Consider the following 17,759-nt stretch of genomic DNA (forward strand, 5'->3'; position numbering starts at 1 on the left):
GAGGATGGCCGCACATGGCTTTGGATAGTCCCGTAGACCTGAGCGGCAAGACCGCCTTCATCACCGGCGCCAGCCGCGGAATCGGTGCCGCGATCGGGCGTGCCTTCGCCGAATCCGGTGCCGCGGTGGTCCTGTTCGCGAAATCCGGCTCAGCGCACGCGAGTCTGCCCGGCACGGTGTACAGCGTTGCCGAGGGCATCGAGAACACCGGTGGCCGGGCCCTGGCCATCCCGGGGGACCTGCGCAACGATACGGACGTCGAATCGGCGATCGCCAAGACGGTCGAGGTCTTCGGCGGCCTCGACATCGTTGTCAACAACGCAGCTGCTTTCGACACCACGCCCACCTCACGGGTGACGATGAAACGCTACGACCTCCTGCAGGCGATCAACGCCCGGGGCAGCTTCTCGGTGTCGCGTGCTGCCATTCCCCACCTCACGGCATCGTCGGCCGGGCACATCCTCTCGATATCCCCGCCTCTCGATCTCGACCCGAAATGGCTTGGCGCACATCTGGCTTACACGACGTCGAAGTATGCCGTCAGCCTTGCCACGCTCGGACTCGCGGCCGAACTCGCCGATTCCGGGGTCGCGGCGAACTCGCTGTGGCCGGCAACTGCGATCGCGACGGAGGCCATACGCTCGATCCTCGGCGAGGAGGTTGCCGAGCAACAGTCGCGATCGGTCGACATCATGGCGGATGCGGCGCTGGCCATCGTCGGTCGGAAGCCGGGGGACTGTTCTGGCAATCTGTTCACCGACGAACAGGCACTGGCCGCCGTGGGCGTGACCGATCTGACGCAGTACCGCATCGGCGCCGGCAACTTGTCCCGCAGCTATTTCGTGCCCGAAGATGTCGAGGTCGGCTCGTGAGCGCCGCTGCGAGCACCGCGGGGACGCCACGTGCCGAGCACGCCCATTCGGTGATGCACTGCAATCTCAACAGCGCCGACGTGGCCCGCTCGGAGAAATTCTATGGCGATCTGTTCAACGTGCGCGACCGGATGCGTTCACTGAGCCAGGACACCGACGGCCGGTTCATGGGTCTGTCCGAACACACCGCGAGCGAAACCGTGTTCATGTACGACGAGCGCGGTCCGCGGTCCGCGCCGGCTTTGGAACTGGTTCAGTGGCATGACCCTGCGCTGATCGCGCGGTCGGATCTCGATGCCGACGCACCGAGCTTCCGGGTGATCGGCTTCCGCATGGACTCCCTGACAGCCTTTCCCGGTTCGGGCAACGTGGAGTCGGTGGTGGTGCGTGGACGGTCTCGCAAGGCAATTCGGACCATCGATCCAGATGGGGTGACCGTCGAGACAGTGGAGATCGCGTCGGCGGACACCGATCCGGGATCGCCGATGCTGAGCCACGAGCGACTGGTGGTGAGCGACCTGGAGCGTTCGGTGGCGTGGTACTCGACCATCGGGTTCGTCGTTCGGCCCGACGACGACGACCTCACACGGTCGGTCCCGGGGGTTTCGCTGTACCTGCCCGAAGACCCCACGTTCTCGTTCGAACTCGAGTGCCCGCCGAACCAGGTGGAGATAGACCCCATTCGCCAATACGCAAGGGCTCTACCGGGTCGCCATTGCGGTCGAAGACGTCAAGGACGCCCGCGCCGCGTTGGTGCGGGACGAGCCTGCGACGCCAGAGCCGGGATTCGTGCCGATGCCCGACGTGCCGACCGGAGGCTTCACCGTTCTGTTCCTGTCCGATCCCGACGGGCTTGTCGTCGAGTTGGTCGACCGCCCGCGGACGACCGTCCGGCGGCCCCTGCAACCGGTGTGATGGTCAGGGGTACAAGATGATCGACATGTCGATCTCGGATCAGGTCGACCTCGAGTTGCTGCTGTCGCGATACACGGGGTTGGGTGACAGCGGGCGCGTGGACGAGTTCGCGGCCCTGTTCACCGGAGACGGTGTGCTCGATGTCGGCGGACGGCAGTTCGTCGGCCCCGCTGCCATCGCCGACTTCGCGAGACGGTCCGCAGTGGCGATGGGTGCGATCGAGGGCCTGCTGCCCGGCAACCACCATGTTTCGTCGCGGATGACCGATCGGGTCTCGGAGGACACCGCGCGTTCGCAGAGCGTGTTCTTGTTCATCGGTACAACCGGGCCCGATCATTGGGGTACCTACCGGGACCGCCTCGTGCGAACCGGCGATGGTTGGCGATTTGTCTCTCGCAGTGTGCGTTTCAGCGGATTCGCCGAGGCGTCGGGTGCGCGTGACTACGTCGAGTCGCTGACCCGGTCGGGCCCGGGGTCCGCTGGTGGGTGATCTGGGTCCGTTCAGGCGAATGGCCGCCACGGTCGCTCCGGTGCGGGCGCGTCCCGCGCGCCCGCACCGAAGGCGTTGCTACCGGGGTCCGGGTGTGGCGTCGTCCACGAGTTCGGGATCGTCGTCGTCATCCTCGGGTTCCGGATTTGTTGCGTCTGTCGCGGTCTTCTCGTCACCGAGTCCGGCCTCTTCGAGACTGCTGACGTCGGTCACCGGCTGACTGTTGTCCAAACCTGACATATCGACTCCTGTCGTGTTATGAATAGCTAACTATTTACACTCTATAGGTCCGCGCGCGGCAGTGGTCGTGGTTGGGCTTTCCGATCACGGCGAGCACTGTCCGCGAACTGGTCGACGATATCGTCAAGGGCATGGCCGTAGCATCGAAGTGCGCTTTGAAGTGCGAAGATGTTTGCAGCCATACGAGGTCGATCAGTCGATCGGCCAACATTTTGGGCGTCATTTGACGGTTTCGTTGACAATGCCGTCTCCGGGCTCTTACCGTGTACCCAGGCGGGATTTGCGGCGGGACCGCGGTGGCGCGTGTCGCGCGATCACTCTGCGAGGGAAAGGGACAGAACACATGACCGAACAAGTACCGCTGGCGGAGGGGCTGTTCACCTGGCCCGCCGAGGAGCCGGCACTGCTCGCAGGCAGATCATCAGACGGCAGGCTCGTGTTCCCGTACCGACGGCACAAGATCGTCGGCAAGGTTCGTGAAGAACTGGAGCAGGTCGAGCTCCCCAGGCGCGGAACCCTCTGGACATTCACCACGCAGAAGTTCCGGCCACCTCAGCCGCCCTACAACGGCAACGACGACGCGAAAACCTTTGCGCCCTTTGCTGTGGGGTACGTGGAACTCGAAGGCGCGTTGCGGGTCGAAGCCCGGTTGACCGAGGCAGATCCGGACAAGCTCACCATCGGCCAGGAGATGGAACTCAAGATCGTGCCCTTCGGCGTCGATGCCGAGGGCCGCGAAACAATGATCTACGCATTTGCGCCGGTCGAGAAAGGTCAGGACGATGTCGTCGAGTGACGTAGCGATCATCGGTGTCGGGTTGCACCCGTTCGGCCGGTATCCCGGGAAGTCCGCGCTGGAGATGGGTGAGGACGCCGTCTACGACGCGCTCACCGACGCGGGCATCGAATGGTCCGACGTGCAGGCGCTGTATGCGGGAAGCATGGAGGTCAAGAACCCGGAGGCGATCGTCGGTCTCCTGGGCCTGACCGGGGTCCCCGGGCGGGCGGTCTTCACCGGTTGCGCCACCGGAGCGACGTCGCTGGCGATGGCTGCCAACTCGATCAAGCTCGGTGAACACGACATCACCATCGCAGTCGGTCTGGACAAGCACGAGCGAGGTGCCTTCGCGGCACATCCTTCGGTGTCCGGACTGCCGGATTGGTACGGCGAGGCCGGCCTGTTCCTCACCACGCACTTCTTCGGCATGAAGATCAACCGGTACATGCACGATTTCGGGATCACCCCCGAGACACTGGCCAAGGTGTCGGCGAAGGCGATGCGCAACGGTGCGGGCAACCCGTTGGCCTGGCGCCGCAAAGCGTTGTCGGAGGAAGAGATCCTGAACTCTCAGATCCTCAACTACCCACTGACCCAGTACATGTACTGCGGTCCGGACGAGGGCGCTGCTGCCGTTGTGCTGTGCCGTGCCGACAAGGCGCATTTCTACACCGACAAGCCGGTGTACCTGAGGGCCAGCACCCTGCGCAGCCGACGTGAGGGAGCGTTCGAACTGCTCAGCCCGTCCCTGCCCCTGGACACCGTGCCAAGCCCGACCGTCGACGCCTCCAAGGAGGCGTACGAGATCGCCGGGATCGGGCCGTCGGACGTGGATGTCATCCAGCTGCAGGACACCGACGCCGGGTCGGAGATCATCCACATGGCGGAGAACGGCTTCTGCGCCGACGGTGAGCAGGAGAAGCTCATCGCCGCGGGTGAGACCGAGATCTCCGGACGATTGCCGATCAACACCGACGGCGGCTTGTTGGCCAACGGGGAGCCGGTCGGCGCCTCCGGCCTGCGTCAGATCTTCGAACTCGTCAATCAGCTGCGTGGGCGAGCGGGTGACCGCCAGATCAACGATGCCAAGGTTGGATATGCCCAGCTCTACGGCGCGCCCGGAACGGCAGCGGTCACCATACTGTCAACCTGATCGATCCGATCGTCCCTCGTCGACAAGAGCAGATCACAGACGATTCGCTCGTCGCGGCAGTCATCTGCCGTTGGCGAGCGAATCGTGTATCTGCTCCCCGAGCGTCCGGATCATGTCGTCGTCGTCCACCGGCAACCGCCACACGCGGCTGTAGAAGTACGACTGGTCGAGCATGGCCATCATCGTCAACCCGAGCGCCTCGGGTGCTTCATAACGCCGCTGCTGGCGGGCGACGAGATTGGTACCGAGGAGCCAGGCCACCCGCATCTGTGTCCGTTGCGAATTGCGGCGGAACTCGTCGTCGGTCGGCGCGGATTGGGTGGACGAGAAGATGAACGCGCCGTGCTGATCCATGAAGCTGAAGTACTGACGCACCCACGAGGTGACGTCGCCCAGCGAGGCCGGCGACGGCATGTCCGACCACAGCGACACCACCGCGACGATCTCCTTGTAGGTCTCTTCGCCGATCGTGTTGAAGACTTCTCGCTTGTCACGGAAGTACGTGTAGAAGCCCGCGCGGGAGATTCCGCACGCGTCGGTGATGTTGTTGATCCGAGTGCCTGCGTAACCACGCTCGAGGAACAGCCGCCGGGACGCGTCGATGATCGCTTCGCGCGTGCGGACCGCTCGTTCACCGAGTGCGATGCCGTTCTCCGGCGCTGCGAGTGAACTGCCGGTTGCGCTCGTGCTGCGAGGTGCGTCGTGTGATGTCATGTGTAGTGGTGCCCCGTGGTTCCTCCGGCGACCCATGTTCCGCCGGTTGACGTGCGAAGTCGACGGACCTGGTATTCCTCCTTGACGTGTGGGTCAACTATACGTGCCTCGCCGTCGAATACGGCAGCACAAACCCCCGATGTGGTGGCAGAAGACCACTGTGCAGTTACTTGACGTTGTTGTCAGCGGAGGCATAACGTGAGGCTTGAATCACAATCGGTGCAATCAGTTGTCCAATCTCCGTGCCGACTTCGGAACTCCAGGAGCCAGATGTGACCATCCCATACGTACGACCGGAGTTCCGGATGCTTCCGGCTCCGACGCCGCAATCGCAGGAGTACTGGACGGGAGGACGCAACGGAGAGTTGCTTGTCCACCGTTGTCATTCCTGCACCAACTTCTTTCTCCCCGGGGCGCCCGCGTGCTGGCGGTGCCAGAGCACGGATGTGGCACCGGAGCCGGTGTCCGGCCGCGGAACCGTGGCGGCGTTCACGGTGAACCGACAGACCTGGATCCCGGCGTTCCCGCCCCCGTACACCGTTGCGTTCATCGAATTGGCCGAGCAACCGGACACTCGCGTGGTCAGCAACGTGGTCGACATCGATCCGGAGGACGTGACGATCGGCCTCGAGGTCGAGGTCTTCTTCGAAGAGTGGGAAGACGTCTGGATTCCCCTGTTCCGCCCGGTGAAGGAGTCGAACTGATGGGTGAGCGCGGAGGCCCTTTCGAGGGCAAGGCCGTTGTGACGGGTGCCGGCAAGTCGCAGGTGGGACGGCGGCTCGGGCGAACCGGCCTCGACCTCACAATCGAGGCGTCGTTGCGCGCCATAGCCGACGCCGGGCTCTCGCCCGCCGACATCGACGGGGTGGCCAGCTATCCCGGTCCGGGCGTGCCCGATCCGGGCTTTTCCGGTGCCACCGTTCACGATCTGCGCAATGCACTGGGTCTGCGGAGCAACTGGTACATCAGCAGTTCGGAGACCGCGGGGCAGATCGGTCCGGTCATCGAGGCATGTATGGCGGTGGCCACCGGGCTGGCCGATCACGTACTCTGCTACCGGTCGGTCTGGGAGTCCACTGCGCAGGCATCCAAAGGTCGCGGTTCGGTGTTGATCGGTGAGGGACGGGCGAACCCGCATCACGAGTTCTTCGGGCCGTACGGTGCCATCTCGGCCGCGAACTGGCTGGCCATGCCCGCGCAGCGGTACATGCACGAGTTCGGTCTGACCCGTGAGCAGCTCGGCGCGATCGCCGTCAATGCGAGAACAAACGCCGCACTCAATCCGGACGCAATCTACCGCGATCCGATGTCGCTGCAGGACTATCTCGATTCGCGGATGATTTCTGACCCGTTCTGCCTCTACGACTGCGACGTGCCGTGTGACGGCGCCACCGCGGTCGTCATCTCGCGCCGGGATGCGGCGAAAGGGCTTCCGAGACAACCACTCACCGTGGAATCGGTCGGAACGGGGATGTTCGAGCGGGCCACCTGGGACCAGCGCAAAGACCTGACAACGATGGCCGCACACGACACTGCTGCCACCTTGTGGAACCGCACCGACCTGACCGTAGCGGACGTCGACTTCGCGCAGCTCTACGACGGTTTCAGCTTTCTGACGGTGCAGTGGCTCGAAGCGCTCGGCTTCTGTGAGCATGGCAAGGTGGGCCAGTACATCGAAGGCGGCGAACGCATCGCGCTGGACGGAGAACTCCCGGTCAACACCAGCGGGGGCAGCTCTCGGGTGGCCGCCTGCACGGCATGGGGTTCTTGCACGAGGCCTGTGTCCAGCTCTGGGGCGAGGGTGGCGAACGACAGATCCGTGCCGATACCGATGTCGCCGTCGTCGCCGTGGGCGGTGGCCCCGTGGCCGGGGCGATGTTGCTCAGTTCCAGGTGATCCGGGCCCATCGGCGTCGGCACCGTCCGGCATCAATCACATCCACAACGGAAAGGTAAGTTGCACATGGAGATCTACCGCGGAATCGCGGATCTCGAGGCGGCCGTCGGCAAAGAGCTGGGGCCGACCGAGTGGTTTGCAGTCGAACAGGACCGCGTCGACGGTTTCGCCGATGTCACCGAAGACCATCAGTGGATTCACGTCGACACCGAGAAGGCCGCGGGCGGGCCGTTCGGTGCGACGATTGCGCACGGGTTCCTGTCGCTGTCTCTGGTGCCGTATTTCGTGAGCCAGCTGCGCCGTATCGAGGGCGCCAAGATGGGAGTCAACTACGGACTCGACCGCGTCAGGTTTCCCTCGCCGGTCCGCGTCGGCAGCAGGATCCGCGCCCGCACCGTCGTCAAAACCGCCGACCGTATCGACGACAATTCGGTGCAGTTGGTCATGCGCACCACGATCGAGGTCGAAGGAAGCGAAAAGCCGGGCTGTGTGGCCGATTTAGTGAGCCGGCACTACTTCTGACCCATCGCCGGTCGGCCGGACACATGACGAGGCCCGCAGGTCATCGAGACCTGCGGGCCTTGTCCGGTTCGTGTGGCGATCAGCCCTCGATGACCCGATCAGACCTCGATGACCATGGCCGCACCCATACCGCCGCCGGCACACATCGCGATGACCCCGATTCCGCCGCCGATTCGGCGCAGTTCGTAGACCATGGTGGTGGCCATGCGGGCACCGGTGGCGGCAATGGGATGCCCGAGGCTGATACCCGAGCCGGACACATTGACCTTGTCCTCCTCCAATTCGAGCACCTTGGTGCAGGCGATGGCCTGCGCCGCGAACGCTTCGTTGATGTCGAAGAGACGAACGTCCTTGAGCGACAGGCCCGCTCGGGCGAGCGCCCGCGGGATGGCGATCGTCGGCCCGATGGCCGTCTTGTTCGGTTCGACACCCACCGCCGCCCACGAGCGGATGACACCGAGCGTCTCCAGTCCCTCTGCCTTCGCGAGTCCGTCCGAGACGACCGTGAGCGCGGCGGCCGCGTCGTTGATGCCCGAGGAATTGCCCGCGGTCACCGAGAAGCCCTCGATCTCCGGATGGATCACACGAAGATTCGACAGGACCTCGAGGCTCGTTCCGCGTCGTGGGTGTTCGTCGACGGCGAACTCCACGGTCTCGCCGGCCTTGTTCGTCACCGAGATCGGCACGATCTCGGAATCAAGCGGCCCTCGTCGATGGCTGCGATCGCGCGTTCGTGCGATCGTGCCGCCCACTCGTCCTGTTGCACGCGGCTCACGTCATACTGCACGGCTGCGTTCCAGCCCACGGTGATCGACATGTCCATGGACGGTGCGTCGGGAGTTCCGGGATGAGATGGGGAGTACCACGGGTCCGTCCAGTCGTCGGCGCTCTTGCCGGACGTTCCGGGAGTGCGGCGCCGTCCGACCGGTGCCAGGGACGCGGCCTCGGTTCCGCCTGCGATCACTGCGTCGCCCATGCCGGACATGATGGTCGCAGCGGCCGATGCGACGGCCGACAGGCCGGTGGCGCATTGCCGGTTGACGGCCAACCCGGGCACCGAGGTCAGGCCGTTTGCGGCCGCGACGTAGCGGGCGATGTCCCCGCCGCCCTGATAGACCTCGCCGAGTACCAGATCGTCGAAGACCTCCGGCGACAGTCCCGACCGTTTGACGACATTGGTGACCACATGACCGGCGAGATCCTCGGCAGTCGTCTCTGTCAGCGTGCCCTTGCGTGCGGTACCGATCGGCGTGCGGCAGGCCGCCGTGATCACCGCCCGGGGTTGTTCTGTTCCCACTGGTCCTCCTCGATGTTGCGGCCGACGTCGAGCGCCTGCCGGAGTGAGAGAGACTGCCGCGACCAAGGGCGACAATCAGTTATAAGATAAGTCCAATTTAACATGGAGTAGTGGCCGATCGGCCCGAATGCCGAGTCTGTCCGGATTGCCCGAACAGCCTTGCCTATTCTCCAAATCATTGTACTGTATGGCCTGTATCTCAGCCTCGGCGCTGCCGCGACGGTCGCGCGCGTGCGGATGGATCAACAGCCAGGAAAGGACGGTCTGTGGTGGCAACGACGTCGACCAGCGCCGAATACGGGTCTTTGGAAGATTTTGCGATGCGGCTGCAACCGGCCCGCACCTTCTCCGAACTCGTCGACGGGCGCGCGGAGGCTACGCCGGACGGAGTGCTGCTCATCGCCGAGGACGGGACGAAGGTCACCTTCGCCGAGTACCGTGATCGGTCGGAGCGGATTGCGGCGTGGCTGATCGAACAGGGGATCACCTCCGGTTCGAAGGTGGCCTGGCAACTTCCGACACGCATCGGGAGTGCGTTGCTGATCGCGGCGCTCGCGCGCATCGGAGCAGTGCAGGCGCCTGTCATACCGCTGTTCGGAGAACGCGAGACCGTTGCCGCGCTCGCAACGGGCGACGTCGACTTTGTCCTGGTTCCCGAACAGTGGCCAGGGTTCGCCTACGACAGTCTGCGCCAGTTGCGCCAGGATCGGCAGGGAGCGCCCGAGATCATCGTCGTCGAGCGCGATCCCGCCGAGTCCGACGCCGTGGATCAGTTGCCGCCGCGTCCAGAGGACCCTGAGGACATACGGTGGATCCATTTCACCTCGGGCACCAGCGGAACGCCGAAGGGGGTTCAGCACACGGATTCGTCGATCCTGGCCGCCGCCCGGGGTTTTGTGCTGAACGGCCGCCTTGGTGAGTCGCCCGACGAGGTGGGATCCATCCCGTTCCCGATCACCCACGTCGGCGGTGTCGTCTACCTCTCGTCGATGCTCCTGTCCGGTTTCGCCTCAGTTCTCATCGAGGCGTTTCGCCCGGACACTGCAACGGAGGCGTTCCGGCGCCACCGTGTGACGTTGTCCGGCGGCAGCACCGTCTTCTACACGATGCTGGTCGCGCAGCAGCGGGCCGCCCCGGCCGGTACCCGCGTGCTTCCCGACCTGCGATTGCTCAAAGGTGGTGGTGCGCCCTGTCCGCCGGCGGTGTTCGCCTCGGTCCGTGCTGAGCTCGGTGTCCCGGTCGCCCACGACTACGGGATGACCGAGTGCCCCATGATCTGTGTGGCGTCCCCACTCGATTCCGACGAGGATCTCGCCGAATCCGATGGCCGCCCGGTCCCCGGTGTCGAAGTGCGGATCGTCGAGAAGGGCACGCCCGTGCCGCCCGGGGCGGAGGGGGACGTCGAGGTCCGCGGCGCGACGGTCTGTCGCGGGTACACCGATCCCGAGTTGAACGCCGAGGTGTTCACGACCGACGGCTGGTACCGCACCGGTGATCGTGGCCGACTGCGGCCCAGCGGCTGCATCGAGGTCACCGGGCGACTCAAGGACGTCATCATCCGTAAGGGCGAGAACATCTCTCCGCTCGAGATCGAATCACTGCTGTCTCAGCACCAGGCCGTCGAGGAGGTCGCCGTGATCGGTCTGCCCGACGCTGAGCGGGGTGAACGCGTCTGCGCGGTCTTCACCGTGCGGGCGGGTGAGCAGCCCCCGACACTGTCGGACGTCGCCGAGTTCCTCACCGCGGCGGGAATCATGAGACAAAAGATCCCCGAACAAGTGGAGATCGTCGCCAGTATGCCTCGGTCAGGTGTCGGCAAACTCGCCAAACCCGCCCTGCGGCAGCAAATCCTCGCGCACATGGAAACCTCGAAGAGCTAGGAGTCCCAGCATGGGATTGCCCATCAGCACCGAACACATCGAACTCGCCGACTCGGTGCGCAAGGTCTTGTCCGAACGAGACGCCATCGGCGCGGCGAGGGCAACGACCAACACCGGCGACGTCACGGTGCCGTTCTGGAAAGATGTTGTCTCGCTCGGCTGGCTGGGTCTGCACCTCCCCGAGGAGCACGGCGGCCAGGGGTTCGGCACCGCGGAGATCGCGGTTGTCCTCGAAGAACTCGGCCGGGTTGTCGCGCCAGGTGACATTCTCCCGACGGTGATCGCATCCGAGGTGATCCGGCTCGCCGGCACCGACGATCAGCGCAGCACATTGCTCCCGGAACTCTCCGCGGGCGAGGTGACCGCCGCCGTCGGTCTCGGCGGAGATGTTTTCGTGGACTCGAACGGTGTGGTCACCGGTGTCGCCGGAGCGTTGCTCGGTGGTGGGTCGGCGGAGGTGTTCGTCCTGCGGTCCGGGGCCGACGTGGTGGTTGTCCGGCGGGGACAAGGCGTCGACGTCACGGTCGAGGTCGGGATCGACGGCACACGTCCGTCAGCGCGTTTGTCGATCGCGAACGCCTCTGCCATTGCTGTCCTGCCCGGGGCCTTCTCCACTCTGCGTGCTGTCGCGCAAGCCCTTGCCGCCGCCGAGGCGGCGGGAGGAGCTCGCGCCTGCACGGAGGCGGCGGTCGACTACGCCAAGACCAGGTCGCAGTTCGGGCGGACCATCGGGAGCTTCCAGGCTGTCAAGCATCTGTGCGCCAACATGTTCGTCGACACCGAGATCGCGACGGCCGCAGCCTGGGACGCCTCGCGCGCGGACCTCGGCACCGCTGAGGGCAGGTTCGCCGCCGCGGTCGCCGCGGACCAGGCGGTCGGCGCCTTCGTGCGGTCGGCCCAGCGCAACATCCAGGTGCACGGCGGTATCGGATTCACGTGGGAACACGACGCGCACCTGTTTCTCCGTCGGGCCTATCTGCTGCAGTCGGTCTTCGGTCACGATGCCGCCGCTCAGCTGGCCCGTCTGGCGATCGACGGGGTGGCACGCCCACCGAGCCTGGAGCTCCCGGAGGATGCAGACACGTTCCGGCGCTCCGCGCGGGCGTTCCGCGACCAATATCTGATCACCCCCTCGGACGAGCGCGCGGCGTTGCTCGCGCACTCGGGGTACGCATTCCCGCATTGGCCGACGCCGTATGGGCGTTCGGCGGGCCCGGTCGAGCAGCTTGTCATCGAGGAGGAGCTGGCGGTCATCCCGAAGCTCGATCTCGGCATCGGTAACTGGATCGTGCCGACGCTGTTGCAGCAGGGAACCGACCAACAGATCGACCGGTGGGTGTGGGCGTCGCTCGATGGTGCCATCAGGTGGTGCCAGCTGTTCAGCGAGCCGGGCGCGGGATCGGATGCGGCCGCGATCAGCACCCGTGGAGTCCGTACCGATGGCGGCTGGCTGGTCACCGGCCAGAAGGTCTGGACCAGTGACGCGCAGAACTGCAACCGCGGACTCGCGACGGTCCGGACCAACAAGGACGCTCCCAAGCATGCCGGCGTCTCGATGCTCGTCATCGACCTCGAGTCCGACGGCGTCGAGATCCGGCCGCTGCGAGACATCACCGGTGAGGCCACCTTCAACGAGGTCTTCCTCGACAACGTCTTCGTCCCGGACTCCGACGTGGTCGGCGCCGTCGACGAAGGCTGGAAGGTCGCCCGGGCCACGCTGGGGAACGAGCGTGTGACCATCGGTGGGGGCGTGGCGGAGTTCGTCGAACTCGACATAGCCGTGCGTGCCGCCGCCGACCCGGAAAAGGCCACTGACACCGATCTTCTGGGCAAGGTCGGACACCTGGTCGCCGAACGTCAGGCGATGCGCATGTTGGCCCTTCGTTTGGCTGCCCGAGCGGTATCGGGTGCTGGTCCCGGACCGGAGGGCAATGTGACCAAGTTGCTGTCGGGCGAACATCAGCAACGGGTTGCCGATCTGCTGGTGCAGGTGGGGGGCCCCGAATGGGGTCTTGCCGGCACCGCGGATCTGCATCACGGCGTGCTGTTCGTCCGTGGACTGACGATCGCCGGTGGTACGTCGGAGGTGGTCAGGAACCAGATCGCCGAACGGGTTCTCGGTCTGCCGCGCGAAAAGTTGTGATGTCGCCGGGGCGGCTTCTCCGCTCCGGTCCGAGAAGAAGGAAACTATCAACGATGGAGTGCCGGCAGTGAGTGTTCTGATCGACCAGCGTGACGCCGTCCTGGTGATCACGATCAACCGTCCCGAAGTGCGCAACGCCCTCGACGCCGAGACGATGGCCGGCATCGGGGAGGCACTCGTCGCGGCCGAGACCGACGACTCGGTGGGGGCGGTGGTCCTCACCGGTGCTGGAGATCGATCCTTCTGTGCTGGAATGGATTTGCGTGCGTTCGCCGCCGGCGGGGAGATGATCGACAAGTCAAGGCCGGGGTTGGAGGTCTTCACCGATCGGGTGTACCCCAAGCCGATAATCTGCGCCGCTGCGGGCACCGCGGTCGCCGGCGGATTCGAACTGCTGCTGGCCTGCGATCTCGCCGTCGTCGCCGACCATGCGAATTTCGGTCTACCCGAGGTGAAGCGAGGGTTGGTGGCCGCCGGTGGCGGCACCCGACTGCCACGCAGGATCCCGTTGGCGCTCGCGCTGGAACTCGCGCTCACAGGCGAGATCGTCTCCGCGCAACGGGTGTTCGAACTGGGACTGGTCAATCGGGTGGTGCCCGGACCCGAAGTGCTCGATCAGGCGGTCGCCCTCGCCGCCACCATTGCCGAAAACGGCCCGCTCGCGCTTCGGATCACCAAGCAGCTCATGGTCGCCGAGGCCGCGGGGATGTCGGCAGCGCAGATCGCCGAGGCATCGGCACCCGCCTTCACCAGTGCCGACGCCAAAGAAGGTGCGACGGCGTTCGCCGAGAAGCGCAAGCCCCGCTGGACCGGGAAGTAAACCCGAGTCCGTCGTCGGGCGGACGCGCGCAACACAGATTGTCAACAGACATAACGATTATCGCCGGAGGATGAAATGAAGCTCGAAGACAACGTAGCCATCGTGACCGGAGGAGCCGGAGGTCTCGGTGAGGCCACCGTGCGAGAGCTGGTGGGCGCCGGTGCCTCGGTGGTCATCGCGGACCTGGCCGACGACAAGGCGGAGAAGCTCGCCGAGGATCTGGGCCCCAAAGTCAAGTACGTACGCACCGACGTCACCTCCGAGGAGAGCGTTCTCGCGACCGTCGAGGCGGCGCAGGCACTCGGGACGCTGCGCTACGCAGTGGTCGCGCACGGCGGGTTCGGCGTCGCGGAGAAGGTCGTCCAGCGCGACGGCAGCCCCGCTGCTCTCGCGGGATTCACCAAGACGGTTGATCTCTATCTGACCGGTACATACAACGTTCTGCGGCTGGCCGCCGCCGCCATCGGACAGACCGAACCAGATTCCGACGGGCAACGCGGGGCGATCGTCACCACGGCCAGTATCGCGGCCTACGAAGGGCAGATCGGGCAATCTGCGTATGCGGCCGCGAAGGCCGGCGTTGTCGGTCTGACGCTTGTCGCCGCCCGCGACCTGAGCTCACTGGGGATCCGGGTTGTCACCGTCGCCCCAGGAACGATGCGCACACCGATCATGGAATCGGTCGGCGAAGAGGCGCTCGCGAAGTTCGCCGCGAACATTCCGAATCCTAAGCGTCTGGGGCTGCCTGCCGAGTTCGCCTCACTCGTGCACCACATCCTCGAGAACCCGTACCTCAACGGCGAGACCATTCGGCTCGACGGCGCTCAGCGGTTCACTCCGCGATAGCGGCGCCGGTTTTCGTGTTAGGTGAACAATCAGGAAATCATTGCTCTACTTGAGTAACCAGACATCACCGATTAATTAAGGAGAACATCATGGCACTGAAGGCCGGCGTGCGGCTGCGCAGTCAGGTGGACAGCACAGAGGTCATTGTCGTCAAACCGCCGACGGGTGAAGACGGGCTCGGCTGTGGTGGCCACCCGATGATCGAGGTGTCCCAGACCCCGGCCGAGGGGCTGATGCCCGAACCCGGTGAGGGAACTCAAATCGGCAAGCGTTACACCTCCGCGAGCGATGACCAACTCGAGGTTCTTGTCACCAAGGCCGGTACCGCCGACCTGAGCCTCGGTTCCACCACGCTGGCGAAAAAGGAGGCCAAACCGCTTCCGGCCAGTGACTGAATAACCGATCATCCGCCGGACGGCGTTCGCGCCGTCGACGGGTGGTCCCAATGACAATCGAGCGAGGGGCGGCACGTGGCGTCGACGAATGGACATATCGCCAGAAGCGCGGGTGCGGGTTCTGCCGTGACGGTCCGTGTACCGAAGATGGCGGAATTGGTTGTCGCGCAACTGCGTCGGCAGATCATCCGCGGCGAACTACAAGAAGGTGACGCCTTGCCGTCCGAATCGGAACTCATGGAACGGTACGGTGTCTCGCGACCCACCCTGCGAGAAGCGTTCCGGGTACTGGAATCGGAGTCGTTGATCAACATCCGGCGAGGTGCACACGGCGGCGCCCGGGTACAGACACCGACCCGCCGGGTTGCCGCAAAGTACGCGAGCTTCATGCTCGAATACCGCGGCGTCACCCTCCGGGATGTCTACGAGGCCCGTGTCGCCCTCGAGGTGCCGGCGGTAGGGGAGTTGACGCGCAACAGAACTCGCGCAGACCTCGCACGTCTTCGAGACAGCCTGGATCGACACACTACGGCGGAGAAACAGGATCAGGGTCTGGCGATCGGGCTGCATGGCGAGTTCCACATGCTGGTCATTCAACTCGCCGGGAACGGCACTCTACTGCTGCTCAGCGAGATGCTGCAGGACATCATCGATCTCGGCAACACGTCGCTCCACGCCGATACCGAGATCAGCGAAGAGCAGGCCAGCTCCGCCGCGGTGCGGACACACAAGCGGTTGTTCGAGCACATCGTGGACCGCAATGGCGTCGCAGCCGAATCACTGTGGAAGCGACACCTCGACGAATCGATGGTCTACCTGTTAGGTGACAACGCCGCGATGACGGTGTCAGACCTATTCGACTAGGACAGGACGTCCAACACCGCCTCGGTCGGATCAGTGATCATCAGTTCGCTGATCCGGTTGACGTGTTTGCGCCAGTGAATAATCGCTTTTTCGCTCTGCCTGTCGCGGATCAGCGCAGCCACCTTCTGATGCGACCGGAACGTGGTGCGAATTCCGGAATCGACACCGGCGTCGTCGCGATGTTGCTTGATGTAACTGGTGTTGTGGCTCTCGACAATCGAGAAGAGCATCTCGGACAACACTGCCATCGTCTGGTTTCCGGCGAGTTCCATCAGCAGCTGCGGGAATGCGAGGAGGTGACGTTCGGCGAACTCAACCGGATCGTTCAGCGACTGAGCACCCTCGGCCAGCGATGCGTCGATGCGCCGAAGGTCTGCGGCGGTGCGTTTGGTGGCGAGGATCCCGACACCGGCGGACTCCAGGCGCGCCCGCGCCTCGTAGACATCGGCGAGCGTGGTGCCGCGGTATTGCAGAAGGGTGCCGGCGTACCGGGCCGCCGCCGCGGGGTCGGGGACGAGGACATAGGCGCCGCCACGTGCGCCACGCCTGATCCGAATGATCTGCTCTGACTCCAGGATCCGGAAGGCTTCGCGCAACGTCGGCCGTGACACGCCGAACTGTTCCATCAGCGCGGTCTCCGGTGGGAGGCTCGCGCCCTCGGCAAGCTCGCCGGTGACTATCTGGCGACGGAGCTGAGTGGCCACCATCTCTCCGGCCTTCGGTACGCGGACCGTTTGTTGCGTGCCTACAAGCCTGGCTCTCTGCGTCGCGGCCATCGCTCCTCTTTGTTCGGTGTTCGGGTTAGCTCATAATACCTATTCGCAGCATTGTCGCCGACTGGCACTGGTTGTGTCCGGTTAACGACACATCTTTGTGCTAAGAAGAGTGACGACCGTCACCCGATGTCCGATTGTTGGTCCGCGACAGCAGAATCCCACAGAATGAAGTCATTACTAGTTAAATCAGTTATCTGATTGATAGTGTGTACTCACATGCCGACAGCGGGTTGGTGATGCAACGCAGGGCGTGTACGACATGCCATGGCCCGTGCCATGGCGAACTGACGAAACAGATAAGAGGCCAAATGTATTCGGACCTGGGACCAGAACTCCTGGTCGAGAGCGACGGCGGCGTACGTAAAGTGACGCTTAACAGGCCGGAGGCTCTCAATTCCGCCAACAAGGCACTGCACGGAGCATTGATTGCCGTGTGGGGTCGCATCGCACAAGATCCCGATGCCCGCTCGGTACTCCTGACCGGAGCCGGACGCGCGTTCAGCGCCGGCGGTGACATGCACCACCTCAAGTCGTTGCAGACCGACCCGGCCAAGCGGCGCGGTGAGATCGACGGTGCTCGTGCGTTGGTCACGGCCATGGTCGATTTCCCTCTTCCGGTGGTCGCTGCCGTCAACGGCCCCGCAGTCGGTCTCGGATGTAACCTCGCCGTGTGCAGTGACATCGTGCTGATCGGCAGCAGTGCCTTCCTCGCCGACCCGCACGTGGGCATCGGCCTGACCGCGGCAGACGGTGGAGCACCAACCTGGCCGCTGTTGATGGGGATGCTTCGGGCGAAGGAGTACCTGTACACGAGCGCCCGCATCCCCGCCGAGCAGGCCGTGTCGCTGGGTCTGGCGAATCGTGTGGTCGATGACGAAGATCTCCAGGTCGAGGCACTCGCGTTGGCCAAACAGTTGGCGGCGCAACCGCCCCAAGCCATCCAGTCGACCAAACGTGCCCTCAATCTGCACATCAAACGGGCTATCGCCGGGGTGCTCGACTACGCCCTGACCGAGGAGTACGTGTCCTTCGACCAGCCCGAACACCAGGCGATCGTCAACAAGTTCGTCGAGCGTAGTTCCGCGGCACCGGCCGAGAGCCGCGGCTGACCATCCTGCGGTCGGCTCGACCACCTCACCCACCATTGATCGACCTGCC

General features: G+C 64.7%; 17 protein-coding genes and 2 pseudogenes. 15 read left to right on the forward strand and 4 right to left on the reverse strand.

Features of this window, described 5'->3' with window-relative positions; translation table 11 throughout:
- The first annotated feature begins 14 nt into the window (after positions 1-14).
- Genes MVA47_RS05905 through MVA47_RS05915 form a run of 3 tightly spaced genes read left to right on the forward strand, consistent with a single transcriptional unit; the run spans position 15 to position 2,277 of the window.
- Entirely contained in the window at positions 15-872 is an 858-nt protein-coding gene (locus MVA47_RS05905; protein WP_247207071.1) for an SDR family oxidoreductase, read from the forward strand.
- Positions 869-1,807 (forward strand): hypothetical protein, encoded by a 939-nt coding sequence (locus MVA47_RS05910; protein ID WP_247207072.1) that lies wholly within the window; start codon positions 869-871, stop codon positions 1,805-1,807. The genes MVA47_RS05905 and MVA47_RS05910 overlap by 4 nt, the downstream gene beginning before the upstream one ends.
- A gap of 5 nt (positions 1,808-1,812) precedes the next feature.
- Positions 1,813-2,277, forward strand: coding sequence for a nuclear transport factor 2 family protein (locus MVA47_RS05915; protein ID WP_247207073.1), 465 nt, complete (start codon positions 1,813-1,815; stop codon positions 2,275-2,277).
- A gap of 78 nt (positions 2,278-2,355) precedes the next feature.
- Here MVA47_RS05915 and MVA47_RS05920 read toward each other — a convergent pair whose 3' ends face one another.
- Positions 2,356-2,517 carry a hypothetical protein gene (locus tag MVA47_RS05920; protein WP_247207074.1) on the reverse strand — a complete coding sequence of 54 codons (162 nt, stop codon included), beginning with the start codon at positions 2,515-2,517 and terminating at the stop codon, positions 2,356-2,358.
- A gap of 343 nt (positions 2,518-2,860) precedes the next feature.
- Here MVA47_RS05920 and MVA47_RS05925 point away from each other — a divergent pair, with 343 nt between their 5' ends.
- Together MVA47_RS05925 and MVA47_RS05930 are read left to right on the forward strand one after the other, a co-directional pair.
- Complete coding sequence (locus MVA47_RS05925; protein WP_247207075.1) at positions 2,861-3,313, forward strand: Zn-ribbon domain-containing OB-fold protein; 453 nt, start codon at positions 2,861-2,863, stop codon at positions 3,311-3,313.
- Positions 3,300-4,448, forward strand: coding sequence for a thiolase family protein (locus MVA47_RS05930; protein ID WP_247207076.1), 1,149 nt, complete (start codon positions 3,300-3,302; stop codon positions 4,446-4,448). Before MVA47_RS05925 ends, MVA47_RS05930 begins: the two co-directional genes overlap by 14 nt.
- 60 nt (positions 4,449-4,508) lie before the next feature.
- On the opposite strand, the gene MVA47_RS05935 is transcribed toward MVA47_RS05930, so the two are convergent.
- Complete coding sequence (locus tag MVA47_RS05935) at positions 4,509-5,162, reverse strand: TetR/AcrR family transcriptional regulator (RefSeq protein WP_247207077.1); 654 nt, start codon at positions 5,160-5,162, stop codon at positions 4,509-4,511.
- A 272-nt stretch (positions 5,163-5,434) separates the two neighbouring features.
- Here MVA47_RS05935 and MVA47_RS05940 point away from each other — a divergent pair, with 272 nt between their 5' ends.
- The 3 genes and pseudogenes from MVA47_RS05940 to MVA47_RS05950 all read left to right on the forward strand — a co-directional run bounded on the left by MVA47_RS05940 (position 5,435) and on the right by MVA47_RS05950 (position 7,580).
- Positions 5,435-5,866, forward strand: coding sequence for an OB-fold domain-containing protein (locus MVA47_RS05940; RefSeq protein WP_308280498.1), 432 nt, complete (start codon positions 5,435-5,437; stop codon positions 5,864-5,866).
- Positions 5,866-7,058 (forward strand): annotated as a pseudogene (locus tag MVA47_RS05945) (thiolase family protein). The gene MVA47_RS05940 and the pseudogene MVA47_RS05945 overlap by 1 nt, the downstream one beginning before the upstream one ends.
- 66 nt (positions 7,059-7,124) lie before the next feature.
- The gene (locus MVA47_RS05950) at positions 7,125-7,580 is read left to right on the forward strand and encodes a MaoC family dehydratase (protein WP_247207078.1); all 456 of its coding nucleotides are present in this window, start codon (positions 7,125-7,127) and stop codon (positions 7,578-7,580) included.
- Between the two features lie 98 nt (positions 7,581-7,678).
- On the opposite strand, the pseudogene MVA47_RS05955 reads toward MVA47_RS05950, so the two are convergent.
- Positions 7,679-8,877, reverse strand: a pseudogene (locus MVA47_RS05955) (thiolase family protein).
- 269 nt (positions 8,878-9,146) lie between these two features.
- Between MVA47_RS05955 and MVA47_RS05960 the strand changes: the two are divergent.
- The 6 genes from MVA47_RS05960 (at position 9,147) to MVA47_RS05985 (ending at position 15,825) form a co-directional block, all read left to right on the forward strand.
- Positions 9,147-10,757 carry a class I adenylate-forming enzyme family protein gene (locus tag MVA47_RS05960; protein ID WP_247207079.1) on the forward strand — a complete coding sequence of 537 codons (1,611 nt, stop codon included), beginning with the start codon at positions 9,147-9,149 and terminating at the stop codon, positions 10,755-10,757.
- Positions 10,758-10,767: 10 nt separating this feature from the next.
- Entirely contained in the window at positions 10,768-12,900 is a 2,133-nt protein-coding gene (locus MVA47_RS05965; RefSeq protein WP_247207080.1) for an acyl-CoA dehydrogenase, read from the forward strand.
- A 58-nt stretch (positions 12,901-12,958) separates the two neighbouring features.
- Entirely contained in the window at positions 12,959-13,720 is a 762-nt protein-coding gene (locus MVA47_RS05970; RefSeq protein ID WP_374474121.1) for an enoyl-CoA hydratase-related protein, read from the forward strand.
- Positions 13,721-13,795: 75 nt separating this feature from the next.
- The gene (locus MVA47_RS05975) at positions 13,796-14,566 is read left to right on the forward strand and encodes an SDR family NAD(P)-dependent oxidoreductase (protein ID WP_247207082.1); all 771 of its coding nucleotides are present in this window, start codon (positions 13,796-13,798) and stop codon (positions 14,564-14,566) included.
- A gap of 89 nt (positions 14,567-14,655) precedes the next feature.
- Positions 14,656-14,961, forward strand: a complete 306-nt coding sequence (locus MVA47_RS05980; RefSeq protein ID WP_247207083.1) for a hypothetical protein — start codon at positions 14,656-14,658, stop codon at positions 14,959-14,961.
- 126 nt (positions 14,962-15,087) lie between these two features.
- On the forward strand, positions 15,088-15,825 hold the full coding sequence (locus MVA47_RS05985) for a FadR/GntR family transcriptional regulator (protein WP_247207084.1): 738 nt from the start codon (positions 15,088-15,090) through the stop codon (positions 15,823-15,825).
- Here the strand turns inward: MVA47_RS05985 and MVA47_RS05990 are convergent.
- Entirely contained in the window at positions 15,822-16,601 is a 780-nt protein-coding gene (locus MVA47_RS05990; protein ID WP_247207085.1) for a FadR/GntR family transcriptional regulator, read from the reverse strand. The two genes, MVA47_RS05985 and MVA47_RS05990, sit on opposite strands and share 4 nt — an antisense overlap.
- Before the next feature lie 308 nt (positions 16,602-16,909).
- On the opposite strand from MVA47_RS05990, the gene MVA47_RS05995 reads away from it, so the two are divergent.
- On the forward strand, positions 16,910-17,710 hold the full coding sequence (locus tag MVA47_RS05995) for an enoyl-CoA hydratase/isomerase family protein (RefSeq protein WP_247207086.1): 801 nt from the start codon (positions 16,910-16,912) through the stop codon (positions 17,708-17,710).
- Positions 17,711-17,759 lie beyond the last annotated feature (49 nt).

It is taken from the genome of Williamsia sp. DF01-3 (assembly GCF_023051145.1).
GTDB lineage: Bacteria > Actinomycetota > Actinomycetes > Mycobacteriales > Mycobacteriaceae > Williamsia.

Coding starts and splice junctions, on each gene's coding strand:
- MVA47_RS05980 (WP_247207083.1), top strand. CDS start 14,656: ATGGCACTGAAGGCCGGCGTGCGGCTGCGCAGTCAGGTGGACAGCACA.
- MVA47_RS05965 (WP_247207080.1), top strand. CDS start 10,768: ATGGGATTGCCCATCAGCACCGAACACATCGAACTCGCCGACTCGGTG.
- MVA47_RS05915 (WP_247207073.1), top strand. CDS start 1,813: ATGTCGATCTCGGATCAGGTCGACCTCGAGTTGCTGCTGTCGCGATAC.
- MVA47_RS05930 (WP_247207076.1), top strand. CDS start 3,300: ATGTCGTCGAGTGACGTAGCGATCATCGGTGTCGGGTTGCACCCGTTC.
- MVA47_RS05990 (WP_247207085.1), bottom strand. CDS start 16,601: ATGGCCGCGACGCAGAGAGCCAGGCTTGTAGGCACGCAACAAACGGTC.
- MVA47_RS05975 (WP_247207082.1), top strand. CDS start 13,796: ATGAAGCTCGAAGACAACGTAGCCATCGTGACCGGAGGAGCCGGAGGT.
- MVA47_RS05925 (WP_247207075.1), top strand. CDS start 2,861: ATGACCGAACAAGTACCGCTGGCGGAGGGGCTGTTCACCTGGCCCGCC.
- MVA47_RS05995 (WP_247207086.1), top strand. CDS start 16,910: ATGTATTCGGACCTGGGACCAGAACTCCTGGTCGAGAGCGACGGCGGC.
- MVA47_RS05920 (WP_247207074.1), bottom strand. CDS start 2,517: ATGTCAGGTTTGGACAACAGTCAGCCGGTGACCGACGTCAGCAGTCTC.
- MVA47_RS05905 (WP_247207071.1), top strand. CDS start 15: ATGGCTTTGGATAGTCCCGTAGACCTGAGCGGCAAGACCGCCTTCATC.
- MVA47_RS05950 (WP_247207078.1), top strand. CDS start 7,125: ATGGAGATCTACCGCGGAATCGCGGATCTCGAGGCGGCCGTCGGCAAA.
- MVA47_RS05935 (WP_247207077.1), bottom strand. CDS start 5,162: ATGACATCACACGACGCACCTCGCAGCACGAGCGCAACCGGCAGTTCA.